General features: G+C 42.8%; 14 protein-coding genes. All 14 read left to right on the top strand.

All coding sequences use genetic code 11. The annotated features are described in order from the left end of the window. Positions 1-33 precede the first annotated feature (33 nt). The 14 genes from IGI37_RS16100 to IGI37_RS16035 all read left to right on the top strand — a co-directional run bounded on the left by IGI37_RS16100 (position 34) and on the right by IGI37_RS16035 (position 21,452). Positions 34-429, top strand: coding sequence for a DUF1149 family protein (locus IGI37_RS16100; RefSeq protein ID WP_438763075.1), 396 nt, complete (start codon positions 34-36; stop codon positions 427-429). 15 nt (positions 430-444) lie between these two features. Beyond that, positions 445-2,061, top strand: coding sequence for a peptidoglycan DD-metalloendopeptidase family protein (locus tag IGI37_RS16095; RefSeq protein ID WP_438763074.1), 1,617 nt, complete (start codon positions 445-447; stop codon positions 2,059-2,061). A 9-nt stretch (positions 2,062-2,070) separates the two neighbouring features. Next, positions 2,071-2,688, top strand: coding sequence for a DivIVA domain-containing protein (locus IGI37_RS16090; protein ID WP_438763073.1), 618 nt, complete (start codon positions 2,071-2,073; stop codon positions 2,686-2,688). A 15-nt stretch (positions 2,689-2,703) separates the two neighbouring features. Further along, complete coding sequence (locus tag IGI37_RS16085; RefSeq protein WP_438763072.1) at positions 2,704-3,426, top strand: DivIVA domain-containing protein; 723 nt, start codon at positions 2,704-2,706, stop codon at positions 3,424-3,426. Positions 3,427-3,496: 70 nt separating this feature from the next. Then, positions 3,497-5,188 (top strand): hypothetical protein, encoded by a 1,692-nt coding sequence (locus tag IGI37_RS16080; RefSeq protein WP_438763071.1) that lies wholly within the window; start codon positions 3,497-3,499, stop codon positions 5,186-5,188. Beyond that, positions 5,181-11,522, top strand: coding sequence for a MucBP domain-containing protein (locus tag IGI37_RS16075; RefSeq protein ID WP_438763070.1), 6,342 nt, complete (start codon positions 5,181-5,183; stop codon positions 11,520-11,522). Before IGI37_RS16080 ends, IGI37_RS16075 begins: the two co-directional genes overlap by 8 nt. A gap of 90 nt (positions 11,523-11,612) precedes the next feature. Continuing rightward, on the top strand, positions 11,613-15,038 hold the full coding sequence (locus IGI37_RS16070) for a MucBP domain-containing protein (RefSeq protein WP_438763069.1): 3,426 nt from the start codon (positions 11,613-11,615) through the stop codon (positions 15,036-15,038). Positions 15,039-15,146: 108 nt separating this feature from the next. After that, positions 15,147-15,845: a class A sortase gene (locus tag IGI37_RS16065; protein WP_438763068.1), complete on the top strand. Its 699-nt coding sequence runs from the start codon at positions 15,147-15,149 to the stop codon at positions 15,843-15,845. 35 nt (positions 15,846-15,880) lie between these two features. Further along, positions 15,881-16,624 (top strand): hypothetical protein, encoded by a 744-nt coding sequence (locus tag IGI37_RS16060; protein ID WP_438763067.1) that lies wholly within the window; start codon positions 15,881-15,883, stop codon positions 16,622-16,624. After that, positions 16,624-19,044 (top strand): hypothetical protein, encoded by a 2,421-nt coding sequence (locus tag IGI37_RS16055; RefSeq protein ID WP_438763066.1) that lies wholly within the window; start codon positions 16,624-16,626, stop codon positions 19,042-19,044. The genes IGI37_RS16060 and IGI37_RS16055 overlap by 1 nt, the downstream gene beginning before the upstream one ends. Before the next feature lie 99 nt (positions 19,045-19,143). Continuing rightward, complete coding sequence (locus IGI37_RS16050; RefSeq protein ID WP_438763065.1) at positions 19,144-19,545, top strand: DUF7006 family protein; 402 nt, start codon at positions 19,144-19,146, stop codon at positions 19,543-19,545. 58 nt (positions 19,546-19,603) lie between these two features. Beyond that, entirely contained in the window at positions 19,604-20,146 is a 543-nt protein-coding gene (locus IGI37_RS16045; RefSeq protein WP_438763064.1) for a TetR/AcrR family transcriptional regulator, read from the top strand. Between the two features lie 34 nt (positions 20,147-20,180). Further along, positions 20,181-21,143: a glycosyltransferase family 2 protein gene (locus tag IGI37_RS16040; RefSeq protein ID WP_438763063.1), complete on the top strand. Its 963-nt coding sequence runs from the start codon at positions 20,181-20,183 to the stop codon at positions 21,141-21,143. Positions 21,144-21,170: 27 nt separating this feature from the next. Beyond that, positions 21,171-21,452: a hypothetical protein gene (locus IGI37_RS16035; protein ID WP_438763062.1), complete on the top strand. Its 282-nt coding sequence runs from the start codon at positions 21,171-21,173 to the stop codon at positions 21,450-21,452. Positions 21,453-21,543 lie beyond the last annotated feature (91 nt).

Raw genomic sequence — 21,543 nt, 5'->3', positions numbered from 1 at the left:
TAACCGAAACTTTCAGTGAATAGGAGGATGCATATGGAGATTGAACGGTTCAAACCAAAAGTGAATGTCTTTCATTATGAGGCGAAGGAAGAGTATAAGGAGTACCAAACACGTTTTGATATTCATATTACCCCATTACGAATTGCGTATCCTTTGGGGCAAGAAGAATCGTGTACTTTGGGTGTTCGAATTGATTATACAATGGTTTTTGATGAATTTCTAATCTCTGGCAGTATTAGTCAAGTGAATCAGTTATTTGGTCGTCAAATTGACACTCAGGAAGATGTCACGAATGAAGAGCTAAATGAAATTATCGCGCCGATGTTTGAACTTTTACAGCGATTAACATATGAGGTAAGTGAGATTTCTTTAGATGAACCTGGTGTGACTATTCAGTTTGACCAAGTGAGTTCTCAAGAAAATAAATAGAACAGGATGGTTATGATGAAAAAGACCTACTATATTCGAACAAAACCAGTGATTTATCGCTCAAGGAATACACCTCAAGCGGTAATCACAAGAAAAGGGGTCAAGGGGGCGACCACACTTCTGGGATCGGCTTCCATTTTATTAAACAGTGTGCCTGTTTTGGCAGCTGCTGATGAAGGGATAAATACAGAAGCAACGCCACAAACTGTGGAACAAGTCGAACCAATTGCCCCACAAATTCCTATAGAGACGACGCCAGAAGTGCCGGGTGAGCGTATGCCAATAGAGTCTGGGGAGCCAGCGTTACCAACACCAATTATCCCAGAAAATCCGGGTCAATCAGGAGAGGAGTCCACTGAACCTGTTCAGCCAGTGACACCTGAACAGCCTATAGAATCTCCCGTAACGCCAGAAGTACCAGAAAATCCTGGTACGCCAGAGATACCTGAAGTACCGGAAGAATCTGAAATACCAAAAACACCAGAACCGTTTGAGCCTGAACAGCCAAAACCAAGTCAGCCGACAACTCCAGATACTTCGGAAAAACCAAGTCAGCCGACCAAACCGGCGAATGCTGGAAATGGTCAACAGCAAGAGCAACAGTCAGCCGGGAAAACTGGTGGGAGGTCTTCTGGTTACTCTTCACAAGAACAGTCGAATGAGAAAAGTCAACCCGTAGCACCTACTACCTCACCGAGTATCTCAGAAACAGAGACAAGGGGATCAGATAGTTTACATTTTGAGAAAAATGAATCAGTTGAGAGCTTTATTCGGAAGATTGGGGAATCTGCCCGGAAAATCGGTCAAGAAAATGATTTATACGCTTCGGTGATGATTGCGCAAGCGATCTTGGAGTCAGGAAGCGGGTCGAGTGAGTTATCACAAGCGCCCCACCATAATTTGTTTGGCATGAAAGGTACATATGAAGGAAGTGGCGTTACTTATTCTACGCAAGAGGATACGGGAAATGGGGTGCTTGTCACGATTCAAGCGAGTTTCCGTACCTATGATACGTATGATCAAAGCTTTGAAGATTATTCGAAGCTGTTCACAGAAGGGCTGACAGGCAATGCGAATTTTTATCGCGGCGCATGGAAATCAGAGACGACGAATTATAAAGAGGCTACAGCGTTCTTAACGGGACGTTATGCAACAGATACGCAATACAATAAAAAATTAAATGGCTTAATTGAAGCGTATGATTTAACCACGTATGACCAAGCGAAAGAAGTCAAAGGAGTCCACTCAAAAGGATACATCTTACCTGTTGAGAACTACACCATCTCAAGTGTGTATGGGCCACGAGGAGGGGAATTCCATCGAGGACTGGATTTTGCTGCGAATCAAGGAGAGCCAATCTATGCGAGTAAAACAGGCACCGTGTTAACAGCTGAGTACCATGATTCATGGGGGAATTATGTGGTACTTGGTCATGAAGATGGGGTAAGTACTTTGTATGCGCATCAAGCAGAATATGTCGTTAAGCCGGGTGAAACGGTTGAACAAGGACAAATTATTGGTTATGTCGGTAGCACGGGCAATAGCACAGGCAGTCATTTACACTTTGAAGTTTGTGAAGATGCCAGTCTAAGCCAAGCACGATTGATTAATCCTGAAAAGGTCCTATTTTAGGAGGATAAGATGAAGTTTACAACAGAACAAATTCGAAACATTAGTTTTCCATCAGGGACTCGAGGGTATAAACGGCGAGATGTGGAGGATTTCTTATCCTATGTCGTACGGGATTATCACAGTTTTGAACAGCGGATTAAAGAATTGGAAAAAGCTGTTCAGACGGAAGAAACGCGGCTGACTGCTCAAAAAGAAGCGAGTGAAAAACAAACAGAGCTATATCAAGTACAGTTGAAACAAAAAAATCAAGAAGTGTTTGAGTTGAAGCAACAGCTTGATCGCGCACTGATGGGAACCTTACATCAAGAGGATGAAGTGGACCAACAAAAATTATTGTTGTCTCAAAAAATTGCGATGAGCTTAGAGGAACAAGCCGAGGCGCGAGCTAAAGAAATTGTCAAAGAAGCAGAAAATTATCATGCGCAAGTAGTCACCAAGCTACGAAAACAAGAAGAACAGGTGGGAAAAGGGTTAAAAGAAGGCACCCGACGCTTACGAGAAAATGAGCGACTGGTAGGTATTTCACTTTCTCTCATCCAAGAAGAGGTAGTCAAAATGTCTAGCTACTTAGATGAAAGCTATCGAGCGATTCAAAACGAATTGACGACAACAACAGAAGAGTCATAAGAAAGAGGGATGATTATGCATTTTACACCAACAGATCTCCGAAACTTAACCTTTCGAAAACGATTGTTTGGTTATAAACGTGCGGATATCAAAGATTTTGCTCGACACATTGTAGAAGATTATGAAACCTTTGGAGAAAAAGAGAGCGAGTTAACGGTTCGTCAACACGAAATCGAAGAAAAAGAGGCCTTACTGGATCAAAAAGATCAGGAAATGGTTGAGCTGTTCGCAAAAATGACCGAGCTGATGTTTGAAAATGAACAGTTAAAAGAGCGAGAACGAACTTTTACTAATTTGGAAAAGGTCAACCAAATTGCTGAAGAAACAGCAAAAACAGTTCAAGAAGCAGCGGACAAATTAATTATAGAAGCAGAAGAAAAGAAGAAAAAGTTATTAGAAAAAGCAGAGTCTTCCAAAATGAATCATTTGTTAGATGCTCAAATTGAATTAGGGCAGTTACTGAATGAGCAGGAACGAATCCGAGTAGATGTCGCTAATAAACGATTAGAACTCGTCCAGATAGAACAGAAATATGAAGAAACCGTGAGGAAAAAAGAAGCGGCGGAGAGAGAAACAGTTTTATTAAAAGATGAATTTGTTTCCCTTCGTAGCAAGCTCCTTCAGAAATATACAGAAGGCGTCGATGCGTTTATCAAAGAGAACGACTTGATGAAACGTGAAGGAAACGAACCGGATTCCGAAAAAATTACACATTTAGATAAGAAACGCATTGGCTAATTTATAGGAAACAGACGTCTGAATAATCCGGTAAAGTGGACGTCAAATATATACAGAGAGGAGCAGATGTGTGGAAAAAAAGAACATTGAGCAGCTGGAGAAACAAATAAAACGTGTGCCAGTCGAAACCAAAGAGAGTCATCTGTTTTTATCCATTTCAAACGGTAAAGAGCGAGCAAATGTAAAAAACGTTCGAGCAGTGAATCGAGAGGAAGGCTTGAAATGGCTAAAGGAACAGTTAGTAAGCTTAGATTCGACAACCCCACATATCCGAGTTGATATTGTAACACGCTGTCAAGAATTATCCTATGGTGCACTCATGAGGAAGTTAGCAATCGTTCCTCGGAATAACTACTTCCGATTGGGACTGGCATTTAATCGCAAGTTCTCCATTGCCTTTTTATCAGAGGAGCTGCTAGGAAATGCGATATTGAAGCCTACGAAGGACCATGTGGTGGGATTTAATTCCCCTAATCTTCAGATAAACGAGCAGAATCTACAAGGATATATGAAAAGAAAATACAATCGTTCACTGACACAAAAATTAACTCAGAAAACATTTATTGTGTTTGAAACGCAAGGCTTTTATTTAGAGGGGGATAACTGGGTGATGTTATCCACTCAAAAGGAAAAAGAGGGGATACGTGAAAGCACGCTTCAATTATTTCCGGAGAGGGTTCATCAAGGAATTGCGCAAGGAGAAGCCTTCTTAAATAAACAGATTCAGGCATCAGGCCAGTTTATTTATGGGTACTATCCAACTTATGATTTTATGATTACTGGCTATAATTCGGTGCGTCATTTTTCTAGTGTCTATGCTTTATTGGAAGCACAAGAATATCTTGGCTTATCAGAGGAATTAGCCAATTCTGAGAAGGCTTTGGATTGGGGATTGCAACATCTGACCTTAAAAGACAATGAAGCTTTGTTTATTAAGGAAGAAAACAAGAACGGTACGTCTCTCAAGTTAGGGGCCCAAGCTTTAGCTATATTAGCAATGGCGAAGTTTCAGACGATTACTGGGAATGACAAATATGAAGCGACAATTAACGCCTTGATTTTAGGAATGGAAGAGAGATTTGTGTCCCCAGAAGGTGAGACAACGCACGTCTTAGATGAGCAGCTTCATCTGAAGAAAAAGTTCAATATCATCTACTACGATGGAGAAGCGGTGTTCAGTATTTTACGTGGGTATGCAATTACTAAAAATCCTCGTCATTTGGCTTTAGCTAAAAAGCTGTTCGATCGATTTGTCGAAAAAAACTATGAAAAATATCACGATCATTGGTTGAGTTATGCGACAAACGAGATTTTGTTGTATGTGGATGAGAAGGCCTATTACGAATTTGGTTTAAAGAATGCCTTTGAAAATATGCGGTTTATCGAACAGCGAGATACGGCTTATCCAACCTTATTGGAGCTATTAATGGCTGCGATTAAGATGACGGATAAGCTAAAAGAAACTTCTTACTACGGAAATAATGAGTTGACTCATTTTATTTCAACTATAGATTTTTGGCGCCTGAAGCAAGCGGCGACCAAACGTGCCACCATTGAAATCGAAAAGGGGGTCATGTATCCAGAGCTTGGGATGTATATGAAACGCCCAGACAAAATTATTCATGGGTTCTACACACGTCATGACAAGTTTCGAATGCGCATAGACGATCAAGAACATTTTTTAAGTGGTCTGATTAATTATTATGGGTATTTTTACAAGGCAGACGAAAAATTAAAAAAAGGAGTTCATACATATGAGTAGTAGCAACAATCGCAAAATGATTTACCGTAAAGAGCCGGTAAAAAAATATAAAATGCACAAGGTCAAGAAAAATTGGGTAGTGAAAGGAAGCATTGCTGGGGCAGTCATGGTTAGTGCGGCAGGAATTCCTGGGACAGTCCAAACCTTTGCAGCAGAGATGGAAAAGAGTAGTGTGGTCGATTCTGATGTGGGGGATACAGGGGTTGGCGAGAGACAAGCCTTTGCAGCACCAGATGCACAAGCTGTTGAAAATGAGGATGGAACGAAGACTTGGACAGCGAATGTGGATGAAGGGATATCAATTGATAAAAATTCGATTCAAAGGCTAGATAAGGATCTTAATCTAGCGCCTAATGAATATTCAGTTAACACAATTGATGCAGGACTAGCGTTTGAATTATCAATTGATAATTCAAATTCTAATATTAGTGTTGGAGATATCATAATAGTCCCTTTAACTTCTAATATACAGTTATACAAGGCTATTGGTGCAGAAATACCTGATGTTGGTGTATTGGATTATAACGATAACAATAACCAACTTGAAATAATAGTAACAAAGGAGTTCAATGAGAAAAAACTTATATCTATAAAATTACCAAGTTCTACTAATAATCCTAGATTTCCATTACGTTATGATAAAATCTCTGGCAATATGGTCTGTGAAACGGTATACATATATTTGAATAATAAAGTCATTGAGACTGTTACCTCAACGGGAGCATTTGTTCCTATACCAGGATATATTGATTCAGGGTCAGGTGTTAGTGCCTCTTCAAGCTCGTTGAATTTGAATAGTATTTATACAAATACAGATGTAGTAAGCTCGGTTATTACTGGAAAAGAGCCTGTAGATATAGGCCAAAATTTTATTCAGATAGATGATATTACTATTGAGTCAGACGCACAAGTAGTGGAATATAAAGCTAGTGGTAATTGGGCACATGTATTTTTACCTAGCCCAGATGGTTCAGGAAATGTTGCTTTTGCAGAACTAACATTAACTGATTTTCCATATAGTGAAGTTCAAGCTCCAGAAGATGCAACGAATGAACAAATTATTGATATATTAAGTTCTCATGGGTCTAACACTTACGTACTAATTAAGAGAGCTGATGGTACTTTTACATATGCAAGAAATATTGGGAATAGCAGAAATGGTGTAAAGCTAACAGATTCAAAACAATATAAAGAGAGTGGAGCAACTACACCGGTTGAGTTCTTTGAAAAAGTTATTGGTGTAGTTTATGAAGATGCAGAGTTAATCAAAAAGATTAATGAGGCGTATAGCAACTATACTGTTGATGTCAGGTCAGGCGTTTCTTTCTCTATGTCAGATAACACAGTACAGCATACTATAACTAGACATACAGTTGATACTTTAGGGAATACGGGATCTAATAGCGTTTCTTCTACTCCTAGTCAGGTTGGTGTCGAAGGACAAAGCTATGTCCAAGTAAAATATGTTGATCAAGATGGTGAGCTAATTAAGGGTATGACGACTAAAGCTGGATGGCCAACAGATGCTTCTTCTCCCGAACAAGCACAGATTACTGCAGAAGATTTAGCCATGACTGGCTACACTTTAGACCTAAACAATCTACCACCAGGTGCAAACCCATTAACAGGGGAGTTAAGTGTCGACTTCCCAGAAGAAGGAAAAACAACACCAGTTACATATACTTATATAGCCAATAGGTCTTCTGTTAACATCAAATATATGTTAGATACGGATGGGGATGGAATTGGTGATGAAAGTATTAATGGTGGCGCAGATGACGATAAGAAAGAAGGAAGATTTAATAAACCTTATGTATCCAATGCGAGAGACTATCGAAATAAAAATTATGTTTTAACAAAAAGACCCATAAATGCAGTTGGAAAATATCAAGAGCCAACACCAGATGTTGTTTATGTGTATCAAGAAACAGGAAATTTAGTCATTGATACAACGGCTTTTGATAACAATGCGACAGGCTCAACAACTAGATATGTAGTTGGTGAAGATTTCACAAGTATTGAAGATTTAATCGTTCCAACTCCACCAGAAGGGTATCATTATGTGGATGCGGCTGGAAAGACATTGACACCAGGTGCTGCTATTCAACCAAAGGATAAAGGAAAAGATACAACTTGGCATCTAGAAGTGAACGATGCGCAAATCATTTATCATTATGTAGATAAAGAGGGTAACGCCATTGCACCAGATAAGACAGTAGATGCAAAAGTTGGCGCAACAATAGCTGAACAAATTGATGTTGTAAATGGCTATCTGTATGTAGAAAAAGCGACTTCTTCTGATTCAGATATGATTGTGGATACAGATGGTATATCTGAGATTACGTATGTTTATCGTACGATGGGGAAATTTGTCCCGGATAGTGATAATCCAGCATTCCCAGGTGGTGAGAGCATCACCTATCCAAATGATCCCAACGATCCAAGTAAAATGCTTGATCAAGATGATCCTAATTTCCCAGTAATTCCATATGTTCCAGGTTATACACCAACTGATGAAAATGGAAATCCATTGGAACTAGTCGACCCTGATGATCCGACAAAGGGCTATAAATTCCCGAAAATTGATGACCCAGGCGATGATACAGTAATTAAATATGTAGAAGATGATGAAGCAGATAGTGATGCGGATTCGGATGCAGATAGTGACGCGGATTCGGATGCAGATAGTGATGCAGACTCAGATGCAGATAGCGATGCAGATAGCGATGCAGATAGCGATGCAGATAGTGATGCGGATAGTGATGCAGACTCGGATGGAGATAGTGATGCGGATTCGGATGCGGATAGTGACGCAGATTCGGATGCAGATAGCGATGCGGATTCTGACGCAGATAGCGATGCCGACGCGGATGCGGATAGTGATGCGGATTCAGATGCGGATAGCGATGCAGACTCAGATGCAGATAGTGACGCAGACAGCGATGCGGATAGTGATGCAGACTCAGATGCGGATAGTGACGCAGACAGCGATGCGGATAGTGATGCGGATAGTGATGCGGATAGTGATGCGGACACGGATGCAGATAGTGATGCCGACGCGGATGCGGATAGTGATGCAGATAGTGATGCGGATAGCGATGCAGACTCAGATGCAGATAGCGATGCAGACTCAGATGCAGATAGCGATGCAGACTCAGATGCAGATAGCGATGCAGACTCAGATGCAGATAGCGATGCAGACTCAGATGCAGATAGCGATGCAGACTCAGATGCAGATAGCGATGCAGACTCAGATGCAGATAGCGATGCAGACTCAGATGCAGATAGCGATGCAGACTCAGATGCAGATAGCGATGCAGACTCAGATGCAGATAGCGATGCAGACTCAGATGCAGATAGCGATGCAGACTCAGATGCAGATAGCGATGCAGACTCAGATGCAGATAGCGATGCAGACTCAGATGCAGATAGTGACGCAGACAGCGATGCGGATTCGGATGCAGATAGTGATGCGGATAGTGATGCCGACGCGGATGCGGATAGTGATGCCGATTCAGATGCGGATAGCGATGCAGACTCAGATGCGGATAGTGATGCCGATTCGGACGCAGATAGTGATGCGGATTCGGACGCAGATAGTGATGCAGACTCAGATGCGGATAGTGATGCGGACTCAGACGCGGATAGTGACGCAGATTCGGATGCAGATAGTGATGCGGACTCAGACGCGGATAGTGATGCGGATTCAGACGCAGATAGTGACGCGGATTCGGATGCGGATAGTGACGCGGATTCGGATGCAGATAGTGATGCGGACTCAGACGCGGATAGTGATGCGGATTCAGACGCAGATAGTGACGCGGACTCAGATGCAGATAGTGATGCGGACTCAGACGCGGATAGTGATGCGGATTCAGACGCGGATAGTGATGCGGATTCAGACGCAGATAGTGACGCGGACTCAGACGCAGATAGTGACGCGGATTCGGATGCGGATAGTGATGCAGATTCGGATGCGGATAGTGACGCAGATTCGGACGCAGATAGTGATGCGGATTCGGACGCAGATAGTGATGCAGACTCAGATGCGGATAGTGATGCGGACTCAGACGCGGATAGTGACGCAGATTCGGATGCAGATAGTGATGCGGACTCAGACGCGGATAGTGATGCGGATTCAGACGCAGATAGTGACGCGGATTCGGATGCGGATAGTGACGCGGATTCGGATGCGGATAGTGACGCGGATTCGGATGCGGATAGTGATGCGGATTCGGATGCGGATAGTGATGCAGATTCGGATGCGGATAGTGACGCAGACTCAGACGCGGATAGTGATGCAGACTCAGACGCGGATAGTGACGCAGATTCGGATGCAGATAGTGATGCGGACTCAGACGCGGATAGTGATGCGGATTCAGACGCAGATAGTGACGCGGACTCAGACGCAGATAGTGACGCGGATTCGGATGCGGATAGTGATGCAGACTCAGATGCAGATAGCGATGCAGACTCAGATGCAGATAGTGATGCCGACGCGGATGCGGATAGCGATGCGGACTCAGATGCGGATAGTGATGCCGACGCGGATGCGGATAGTGATGCAGATTCAGATGCGGATAGCGATGCCGACTCAGATGCGGATAGCGATGCGGACTCAGATGCAGATAGTGATGCAGATTCAGATGCGGATAGCGATGCGGACTCAGATGCGGATAGCGATGCAGACTCAGATGCAGATAGTGATGCTGACGCGGATGCGGATAGCGATGCAGATTCAGATGCGGATAGCGACGCCGACTCAGATGCGGATAGCGATGCGGACTCAGATGCGGATAGCGATGCGGACTCAGATGCAGATAGTGATGCCGACGCGGATGCGGATAGCGATGCCGATTCAGATGCAGATAGTGATGCCGACGCAGATAGTGACGCAGATTCGGATGCAGATAGCGATGCGGACTCAGATGCAGATAGCGATGCGGACTCAGATGCAGATAGTGATGCCGACGCGGATGCGGATAGCGATGCCGACTCAGATTCGGATAGCGATGCCGATTCAGATGCAGATAGTGATGCCGACGCAGATAGTGACGCAGATTCGGATGCAGATAGCGATGCGGACTCAGATGCAGATAGCGATGCGGACTCAGATGCAGATAGCGATGCGGACTCAGATGCAGATAGCGATGCGGACTCAGATGCAGATAGTGATGCCGACGCGGATTCAGATGCGGATAGTGATGCCGACGCGGATTCAGATGCGGATAGTGACGCGGATTCAGATGCGGATAGTGACGCGGATTCAGATGCGGACTCAGATGCGGATAGCGATGCGGACTCAGATGCGGATAGCGATGCGGACTCAGATGCGGATAGCGATGCGGACTCAGATGCGGATAGCGATGCGGACTCAGATGCAGATAGTGATGCCGACGCGGATGCGGATAGTGATGCCGACGCGGATGCGGATAGTGATGCCGACGCGGATGCGGATAGTGATGCCGATTCAGATGCGGATAGTGACGCAGATGCGGATGCAGATAGCGATGCAGATAGTGATGCGGATTCGGATGCAGATAGTGACTCCGATAAAGACACCGATGGAGATGGTCTAACAGATAAAGAGGAAGAAGAATTAGGCACAGATCCGAAGAATCCAGATACAGATGGAGACGGGGTGAAGGATGGAGAAGAAGTCAAAGATGGCACGGATCCAAAAAATCCAGATACAGATGGAGATGGCTATACAGATGGTGAAGAGAAAGACGCGGGTACGGACCCACTAGATCCGAAAGATAATCCTGGAACAAAAGACACCGATGGAGACGGTCTAACAGATAAAGAGGAAGAAGAATTAGGTACAGATCCGAAGAATCCAGATACAGATGGAGACGGGGTGAAGGATGGAGAAGAAGTCAAAGATGGCACGGATCCAAAAAATCCAGATACAGACGGAGATGGCTATACAGATGGTGAAGAGAAAGACGCGGGTACGGACCCACTAGATCCGAAAGATAATCCTGGAACAAAAGACACTGATGGAGACGGTGTTACTGATGAGCAAGAGAAGAAAGACGGAACAGATCCGCGTAAACCAGACACAGATGGAGATGGCTATACTGATGGAGAAGAGAAACGGGCTGGTACAGACCCGTTAGATCCGACTGATTATCCAGGATCTAAAACAAATGGAAACAATAATAATAAATCAGGTAACACAAACACCAATACAAAGAAAAATCTTCCGAAAACAGGAACGGAAGAGAATCAACTGACATACTCTGTCGCAGGTCTTGGCTTAGTAGCTATGGGCTTGAGCTTCTATGGTGGTTCAAGAAGACGTAGAAAAGAAGATACAGAAGAAGCATAAGAATGAATAGCGAGTTGCGTTGAGTTTCGTGCAACGCAACTCGCTTTATTTCAATAAGAGGTGAAAATGAATTTTTGGGAGTGTGACTAAATGAGGGATAAAAAGTTTTCTTTGGTTAATGGAACAAAAGAGGTTCAAAAAAGTTATCGATTACATAAAGTAAAGAAACATTGGGTAGTAAAAAGTAGTTTGCTTAGTTCATTATTTTTAGGATCTATCATGGTACATCCTCTAGTTTCAGCAAATACTATAGAAGAGCCCATAGAAAAAAATGCACTAGACGTAGGTCAAATAACAAAGCCGTTCAAAACACCATTGGAAAATAAAGTGGATGTGGAAATTGTACAGCCAGCTCTAGCAATTGCTCAGCCCGTAAAGAATGAACCTGAAATTTATGCATTAATTCAAGCTTTATTAGAGGCGCAGATTCAAGATTCCGTAAATTACACAGGGGTTGTGAAAACGGCGGCTGACACCTTACGAGCCGCTGTTCCAGAGGCAGTTAAAAAAAGAGATGCAGCAATCTCTATGGCTAATCAAGCGCTCAATGATTTTAAAGACTACTTAGACTTTGTACCAGGAGAGTGGACTTACCACAATTATTTAGATCAAGCATATGAAGCATTACGTGCGGGACGAACAGGGGCAACGGCCACTGAGCCTTCTGTTACAACCGCTGAATTAATAGTTTTGGCCAATCAATTTGAAGCATCGGGCTTAGCCGTGGAAGATGAAATTTTGACCTTAGGAAAGCCGGGGCCATTATCTGATCAAGGCGGTACAGCTGTACAAACGACTTTTACTTATCGTTACATCAATGAACAAGGAACGCTGATTCTTCCAGAACAAAAAGTAAATGCTGTTTCTGGAGATCGGATTCCTGAAGAAAAAATAGCGATACAAGGATATACATACGCAGGGAAGGATACCTCTTCTGATATAGATATGTTAGTAAATGAAGATGGTAGTTCCGTTGTTACCTATATCTATCGAGCGAATGATGCGAAGGTTACCTATTATTATAAAGATCAAGAGGGAAATCAACTTCGAGAACCGTTAATTATTTCTACAAAAGTAGATGCGGTGATAGAAGAACAGATTCCAGTGATACAAGGATATATTTATGCCCAAAAGGATAGTCAGTCCGATGCAGATATGGTTGTTGATCGTGAAGGAATTTCAGAAGTTATCTATACATATAAACAAATAGGTGGATATGGATGGAGCGATGTTTACTTAGAAGAAGATGTCGATGGTGGATATACCTATCATCCATATGACAATGATCCAAATGACCCGAGTGCCGCGAAAAAACCAGAAGGGAGTATTCCCTATTTTCAAGGTTATGAGGCACGGGATAAAGAGGGAAATCCTTTAGAACTAGTTGACCCAGAAAATCCAAGTAAAGGTTATAAGTATCCTGAGATAGCAGACCCTGGAGAAGACACCGAAATTAGTTTTGTAAAGGTTGAAGATCCAGAAGGTGATGCGGATAGCGATGCAGATGCGGATAGTGACGCAGATAGTGATGCGGACAGTGATGCGGACACGGATGCGGATAGCGATGCGGACAGTGATGCGGATAGTGATGCTGACACGGATGCGGATAGTGATGCCGACACAGATTCGGATAGTGACGCGGACAGTGATGCGGATAGTGATGCCGACACGGATGCGGATAGCGATGCGGATTCGGACGCGGATAGCGATGCAGATAGTGATGCGGATTCGGACGCGGATAGCGATGCAGATAGTGATGCGGATTCGGACGCGGATAGCGATGCAGATAGTGATGCGGATTCGGATGCAGATAGTGATGCAGATTCGGATGCGGATAGCGATGCGGATAGTGATGCGGACACGGATGCAGATAGTGATGCGGACTCAGACGCGGATAGCGATGCGGACTCAGATGCAGATAGCGATGCAGACTCAGATGCAGATAGCGATGCAGACTCAGATGCAGATAGCGATGCAGACTCAGATGCAGATAGCGATGCGGACACGGATGCAGATAGCGATGCAGACACGGATGCAGATAGCGATGCAGACTCAGATGCAGATAGCGATGCAGACTCAGATGCAGATAGCGATGCGGACACGGATGCAGATAGCGATGCGGACACGGATGCAGATAGCGATGCAGACACGGATGCAGACACGGATGCAGACACGGATGCAGATAGCGATGCGGATTCGGATGCCGATAGTGACGCAGATGGCGATGCGGATAGTGATGCGGACACGGATGCAGATAGCGATGCAGACACGGATGCGGATAGTGATGCGGATAGCGATGCAGATAGTGATGCGGATAGCGATGCAGATAGTGATGCAGATAGCGATGCAGATAGTGATGCGGATAGTGACGCAGACACGGATGCGGATAGCGATGCGGACAGTGACGCAGATAGTGATGCAGACACAGACACGGATGCAGATAGCGATGCGGATGCGGATGCCGATAGTGACGCAGATGGCGATGCGGATAGTGATGCGGACACGGATGCAGATAGCGATGCAGACACGGATGCGGATAGTGATGCGGATAGCGATGCAGATAGTGATGCGGATAGCGATGCAGATAGTGATGCGGATAGCGATGCAGATAGTGATGCGGATAGCGATGCAGACTCAGATGCAGATAGCGATGCAGATAGTGATGCGGATAGTGACGCAGACACGGATGCGGATAGCGATGCGGACAGTGACGCAGATAGTGATGCAGACACAGATGCGGATAGCGATGCAGACAGCGATTCGGATTCGGATGCCGATAGTGACGCAGATGGCGATGCGGATAGTGATGCGGACACGGATGCAGATAGCGATGCAGACACGGATGCGGATAGTGATGCGGATAGCGATGCAGATAGTGATGCGGATAGCGATGCAGATAGTGATGCAGATAGCGATGCCGATAGTGATGCGGATAGTGACGCAGACACGGATGCGGATAGCGATGCGGACAGTGACGCAGATAGTGATGCAGACACAGATGCGGATAGCGATGCAGACACGGATGCAGATAGCGATGCAGACACGGATGCGGATAGTGATGCGGATAGCGATGCAGATAGTGATGCGGATAGCGATGCAGATAGTGATGCAGATAGCGATGCAGATAGTGATGCGGATAGTGACGCAGACACGGATGCGGATAGCGATGCGGACAGTGACGCAGATAGTGATGCAGACACAGATGCGGATAGCGATGCAGACAGCGATGCGGATTCGGATGCGGATAGTGACGCAGATGGCGATGCGGATAGTGATGCGGACACAGATGCGGATAGCGATGCAGATTCCGACTCAGGAGTTGACAGAGAAGAACCAAAACCTACAAAAACCGGGTCACGTAGTCAAAAGAATTCAAAAGGTAACCAAAAATGGTTGCCTAAAACAGGTGCAGATGTTGACCCAACAGTAACACAGATGCAAGGTTTAGGCTTACTTGGATTAGGTTTTGCGTTCTGGCGTAACCGAAGAAATCGCTCATCAAAATCAGAAAGATAATTTTAACTACTCTTGTTGTTACTCGATAGCTAAAACTGAGATAGAAGCGAATTTTAAGCGAATTCGCTTCTATCATCAGATGAAAAAAAACTTTGAAAGGATAAATCTATGAAACTTATTGTACGTATTCTTGCAGGAATATTAATATTTGTGGGTTTACTATTTGTTTTTCATAAGCCCTTAGTGAACGGAGTGATGAATCATACTATTCAACAATATGAGCTTTCATCTGTAACTAAAAAAACATTGAAAGAAAATCAAAAAAAGACAGCTAGCTATGATTTTGATGCAGTCGAGCCAATCAACACGCGACGAATCGCGTCGTCTCAACTGAGTGGTGCGACAAAAGATTTACCCGTGATTGCTAGCGTAGCTGTTCCTAGTGTAGGCATTCGCTTACCCCTTTTTAAAGGACTTGCTAATGAAGGCCTCTATTATGGAGCAGGGACACTTTCTGAAGATCAGGTGATGGGTGTGGGGAACTATGCGATAGCGAGTCATCGATCCGATCAACCAGACTTATTATTTACGCCCTTGGAAGAGGTGAAACTCGGAGCAACCATTTATTTAACGGATTTGGATAAGGTGTATACCTACGAAATTATTCGTAAAGAAAAGGTGGCTCCCTCTCAAGTCGATGTTCTAGATCCTTTACCAGGACACACATTAGTGACGCTCCTTACCTGTGGCGATTTGTATGCAACCACTCGTTTGGTTGTTCAAGGGGAATTGTTGTCAGTCGTACCAATTGAAGAGATGGAACAAGCGGCTTCAGAAGCATTTGATCTTCCTATACGAACGTACTGAAAGAAGTGAAAGAAATGAAGTGAGGAGTGAGATTTGTGACAGGGCTTGAAATGGGTTATGGACTTTTTTTTCTCAGTGGGTTGTTCATTTTTCTCTCACGACTGATTATTATTTTTCGAATCAATCAGTTAGAAAGTACCATGTTAACAAAGCAGTTTCGAAAAAAACTTGATTACTATAAAAAGAAAGTCGAGAAGACAAATCAGTTCTTGATACTTGGTTATGGCAGCGTTGGACTTCTGCTTGCAGGAAAGCTGTTTTTGCATGTGAATCAGTTAACTCAACAAACCAATCAGATAAGGGTCTCTGTTGGTCAAGTGACGAAAGATTTGAAAGAATGGCAAACTTTTCTTAAACAACCGGCGACTTTAGTATCTTATCCGCAAAAGGGGTTGGAACTAGCATCCTATTACCCTGGAGAAAGTTGGCGAAGTCGAGGGTTAGTTTTGAAAGAAAAGGACCAGTTTGAAAAAGCGCTTAAAGAAAAGTTAACGCCCTATTTTGGAGAGGTTCAGCCAGTGTATTCGGTGGGAGAGAGTGGGCAAGGGCTAGCACTTCATCTGATGAGTGAGGTAGCTGATTCTGCTGAAGATTTGCTTATGCTGGGCAAAAATTTATCTTATTTTTTGGAGGATGCCACGCAAGTGAACGGACTTTTCGAAATCCAGATTCGGGTTACTACGACGGGAGGACAATCATTATATAAAGGATCCTATCGGAGAGCAACAAATGAAGAAGCGTTTGTTTATCAAGAATATTCACAGGAAGGAAAAGGGTAATGGCGAAGAAAAAAAGCTGGTTTTTTAATAAATCTCTTGTTGAAGATATTGAAGCGGTCACCAATGAAGAAATAGAAGAAGTCATTGATAGAGAAGAAAATCAAACCTTAAAACAGGTGAAACAAGAGTTACAGGCATTAAAGGTTATTTATCAGACAGAAACCAAGGAGAAGGAATCCATAAAAGAAGAACTGTCTGCCTTACAAGCTGTACAACATCAACAAGTTGAACAGCTATATTCAGAGAGTTGGGAAACGCAACAACTTCAAGAAAAACTTCGGAAAAGCCAAGAAGAATTGCATCGTAAACAAACAGAATTGCTAGAAACAAAAAAGAGATTAGAAGTCAGTCAAATTCAGGAGAAAAAGCAAACAACTCGTTTAGTGGAGTTTAAAAAGGAACAACTGCGACTGGAGGAGAAGCTGCGTTCGGAAGTGGCGAATCTACGACAGACGAATATTCGTTTAGTCAAAGAAAAGCGTAAAGTGACTGTGAGTTTGGAAGAAAAAACAAATCAAGGAGAACATCTTCAAGCGCAAATCGCGCGCGTGTCTAAGACAAGTGCCGCTAATGAGGAGCTAGTGAAACGACAGGCTGAAGAGCTGAGACAGTTAAAGGAAATGGCCAATAAGACCTCAAATCTTTCTAAAAAAGTGAATACGTTGACTGCACAAACACAAACACTTATTGAAGAAAACCATGAGCTAATTGAAGAGAAAGTGAAGCTGACTGAAGAGCATCGAACAAATCAAAAAATTCTTCAGCGTTTGGAAAACCAGAGTCATTTCCAACAAGTGAAGCTAAAGACGTATGAAGAGGAGCTGGCAAATCTACGTCAAGTCGAAGCGACAGTGAAGGGCAAAGCGGCTGAAGCGATTCGTTTGGCTAGTGAGTTGGAAGCCAGTCGTTTATCTCTAACTAAACGAGAAGAGGAGCAAGAACGTTTGATGTCTCGTATGCGTGAATTACAGACAGCTTTGAAGCAGACGACCCAAGAGCTTGAAGAAATAAAAGCACAAAAAATGACCGAGATTGTGACCAAACAATCAGAAAAAACGAACGAAATCAGTCAGCAATTAGAATTGGCCAATCGTGAGCTACAGCTGACTCAAAAAAACGTTCAAGAAAAAGATAGGGAGCATCAAAGACTCGTTGCACAGATTCGCAAGCTTCAACAGGCCCTGGCTTTAGAAGAAAAGAAAAATCAAGAACTGATTGCTAACCAAGAAGTTCGTCTGCGCACACTGCAAGAGCAATTGACACACGCCCTTCAAAAAGAAGAACAGGCGCATAAAGAAACGATACAACAACTTCAAGAAGTAAAAACGCAGAATCAAGAAGAACAAGCGCCTAAGTTAATCGCGGAAATACAGGCAAAAGAGCAACAATTATTTGAGCAGGGTCAAATGCTAGAAGACATACAAAAAAGATTAGCGCAGGCGGAAGAAGCGAATAAAGAGTTGGATGTTTTCTCCAAAAAACTTCAGGAAACTCATCAGAAATTTTTGGAAAAAGAGAGCGAACATTTGACGGAAAGACAAGAAATGCGGCTGTTACAGAAGCAATTAGAGGAGAGAATAGAAACCATGGTGGAAACGAATCAACAATTAACTGAAACACAAACTCAGATGGAGCAATTGACCACACAATTTACAGAAGAAAAGAATGCGTTAAATCAAGCACTTTTCCAAGCACATGAAAAAATTGCGCGTCTAGAAGAGAAGCTTCAGACACAACCAAACACAGATGAATCCAATTCAAAGCTTGAACAAGAACAGGAAGAACTTGCTGCGTTTTTAAAGGAGAAAGAATTAACTGTTCAAGAGCTTTTAACAACTGTCGGCCGAATCACAGAACTGGAGATGCAAGTAGACACCTATGAAACGTCACTAAAGGAAGTGGCTGATCAAGTACGAGAATTGGTCATGGAGAAAGAACAGCTTCAAGAACAAAAAGAAGAAAATTTCAGTCAAATTGAGAAACTCCAAGAGCTAGCTGATACACGGGCAGAAGAGTTGGCCACGCTTGCCCAAACCTTTAAGGCTTATAAAGAAAGTAAGTCAGACGATTCAGATGAAGTGATTCATTTAAAACGTCAAATTAGTGAACTTTTGGATAAGAATGCGGAATTAAAACATGAAGTGATTCAAGCGCAACAGGAGATTGGAGAAGTTCTGATTTCTGCTAAGAAACAAGCAAATCGTACGTTGGAGGCAGCCCAAGTAGAGGCTAAGCATCTGATTGATTCAGCAGAGTTAGAAGTGGAGAATATTGGTCACAAAGCGAAAAAAATCTTATTGGAAGTTAATGAATCACGCGAGAGTGTCTTGGGCATGTATAGCTCGCTTCAACAAAAAGTGGCACAACTAGCTTCTGGCACACATATTGATTATTCCGCTGAAGAGCCGGAAGCAAAATAATCTCTAGGTCATTGACTTGTGGATGACCGAGAAAGTGGTTTTTTGTCAAAGAATTTTTGATTGTCAGTTTTAGGAAGAAATGAGAGGGAGGAAGAAGAGATGATAAGAAGTAGTGAATTAGACCGGGTATGCCTAGCTATAGATGATGTGGATGGTTACTTTTCTACCTATGATGAGACGCTAAGCCGACGATATGAACTCGCACAAAAAGCCAAACTGTTGAATTATTACTGTTATCTAAAAGAGACCTTTCAAGAACAGATTGAGGCAACGGATCAACAGGATTTTTTGAAAGCCACCTATGCCTTCTTACTACTCGATGCGAAGCTACAGATTTTATTCTTCTTTTGGCTGAATAAAAACTTGTACGGCTGTACAGAAGAGGCAGTCATAGAAATGGTCGAGTCTGATTGTTACAGCTATTATCAGGATACATGGAAGGAACAGCCAGCAAGTGGACTTCCGCCTTCTTTATTAGCTCAAGTTCGTCTATTGAAATGAAGACAAACACAAAAATGAATAAACTCGCAGAAAACAATATGTAGAGAGGAGAGGGAATATGAAAACCAAGTTATATGATACTTCTTTAATTTTAAATGGTGCTTATCGTTTGTCTCTGAAACAGGGAATAGGCAAATTGACCGCTAGAGGACTCGCAAAAGAGCTGGGAATTTCAACACAGCCCATTTATGTGGCGTTTAAAAACATGGAGGCTTTGCGGGCAGCTGTCTTAGAGGAGATTTTTCAAAAGTTAATCAAACAATATTTTCGCCGTAACCGAAATCTTGTCGAGTTTTTAGACGCTTACTATCGTTTTGCGAGAGAGTATACCGAATTATATCTGTCATTATCCCTAGATAGAGACACACGTCGACAAACAGAGGCCTTGTTTTATGAGCTGTTTTTAGAATGCTTGGAGGAAAAGAATCAGCTGACACCCGATGAAGCGAAGTTCTTGTTCATTCGAATTCGGGGGATGATCGCAGGATTGATTGATGCCAAAGAGTTTTTTACCGATCAACAAGCGATTAATCAATTGTTGTATCGAACAATCTTAGCGGATTTAGATGTGCTGTTAGAAGAAAATCAGGCAATGGCGTGAGTCAGAAAAAAATAACAAAAAAAGGGGATATTTTATGGATAAATTCAACCAATCAGAGATTCAAATTTCAGTGGTTATTCCAGTGTATAATCGTGAAAAAGAAATTGTCCATTGCTTATCTAGTTTGGTAGCTACGACATTTGATAAGAAAAAACTAGAGGTTATCGTGATTGATGATGCTTCGACGGATCAAACGGTTGCCGTTGTTCGAAGTTTTGCGGATAAATTTAACCATTTCCAAATTCATACACTTCTTGAAAATTCTGGTGGTGCTTCAGTGCCTCGAAATGTAGGCATCAAAGAAGCAACTGGAGAATGGCTGTTGTTCATAGATTCAGATGACGCACTGACTTCTTATGCGCTAGAGGAAGCGTATCAGCTAGCTACCGCAAATGACAAAACAGATTTGGTTTGTCTGCCTTACTATCGAGCAGAAGGAGGAAAACGTCCACTGAGTAGTTCATGTTTTCAATATACCGAACCAGTTAATGGGTTACGTTTTATAGAGACAAAGCTGTTTAACAGTTTGAATATTATTGGAAAGCTTATGCGTAAATCTTGTGTGGATAGGTATCAACTCTCGTTTCCTGAAGGAATTCGTGTCCGTGAAGATAATTGGTTTTCAATGAAATTATATTCTGTGGTTAGAGAAATTGCCTTTCTAGGTAATCAAAAAGATTATTATTTTTATGGGGAACGAGATGAACTTTCTTTGTCAAAGATAGGAACGCCACCAAGAGATGCTTTGGCTATTTATGTGACAGTCTTTCACTTCATATGGCAGTTGGAGGAGCAAACACAGAAAGAGAAGCAAGACTACCTAGCGATTTACTTAAACCGCTATCGAGCAATGATTCAAAGGGGGAAATATTCTCCTAGCAGATTATTCGATAAGACACAAACGCAGCTTCCTACATTACTAGAAAGTGACTTTCTTGATAGTGAGACAAGGCGGTTTATTCAAGAGCTTATGGCCGGGAAGTATAGTATTAAATAGCTTCTAAATGTAGAAAGGAAGAGACGGATGGAAGAAATCCTACAAGTGGTAGTTGAAGCAATCAAATTAATTGGTTTTAGAAAACTAATTTTTATTAGTTTTGTACTAGTTGTGATGTTCACCTATTTGCGCCAAAGGGAAAATCGATATCACTCATATCGAAAGCGAGAGCTGGTGGAAGAGACGTATGAGAAGAATGAAGAAGGTTTATACCCTTGGGAAGCGGACACGGATGATTCGCCTGAACGAATCGCAAAAGATGCGAAACGGTATGTCAATACTCATGGGCCAAAACGTGGACGTTGGTAAGTAAAGAAGAGTAGGCGCAGTGATAGATGGATAGGATTGCGCTACTTCCTTTTTTCCTTACCTAACATACTGCTAATTACTAGAATATATC

The organism is Enterococcus sp. AZ194 (assembly GCF_051713825.1).
Classification (GTDB): Bacteria; Bacillota; Bacilli; order Lactobacillales; family Enterococcaceae; genus Enterococcus_K.
This window is presented reverse-complemented; position numbering and strand designations above follow the sequence as displayed.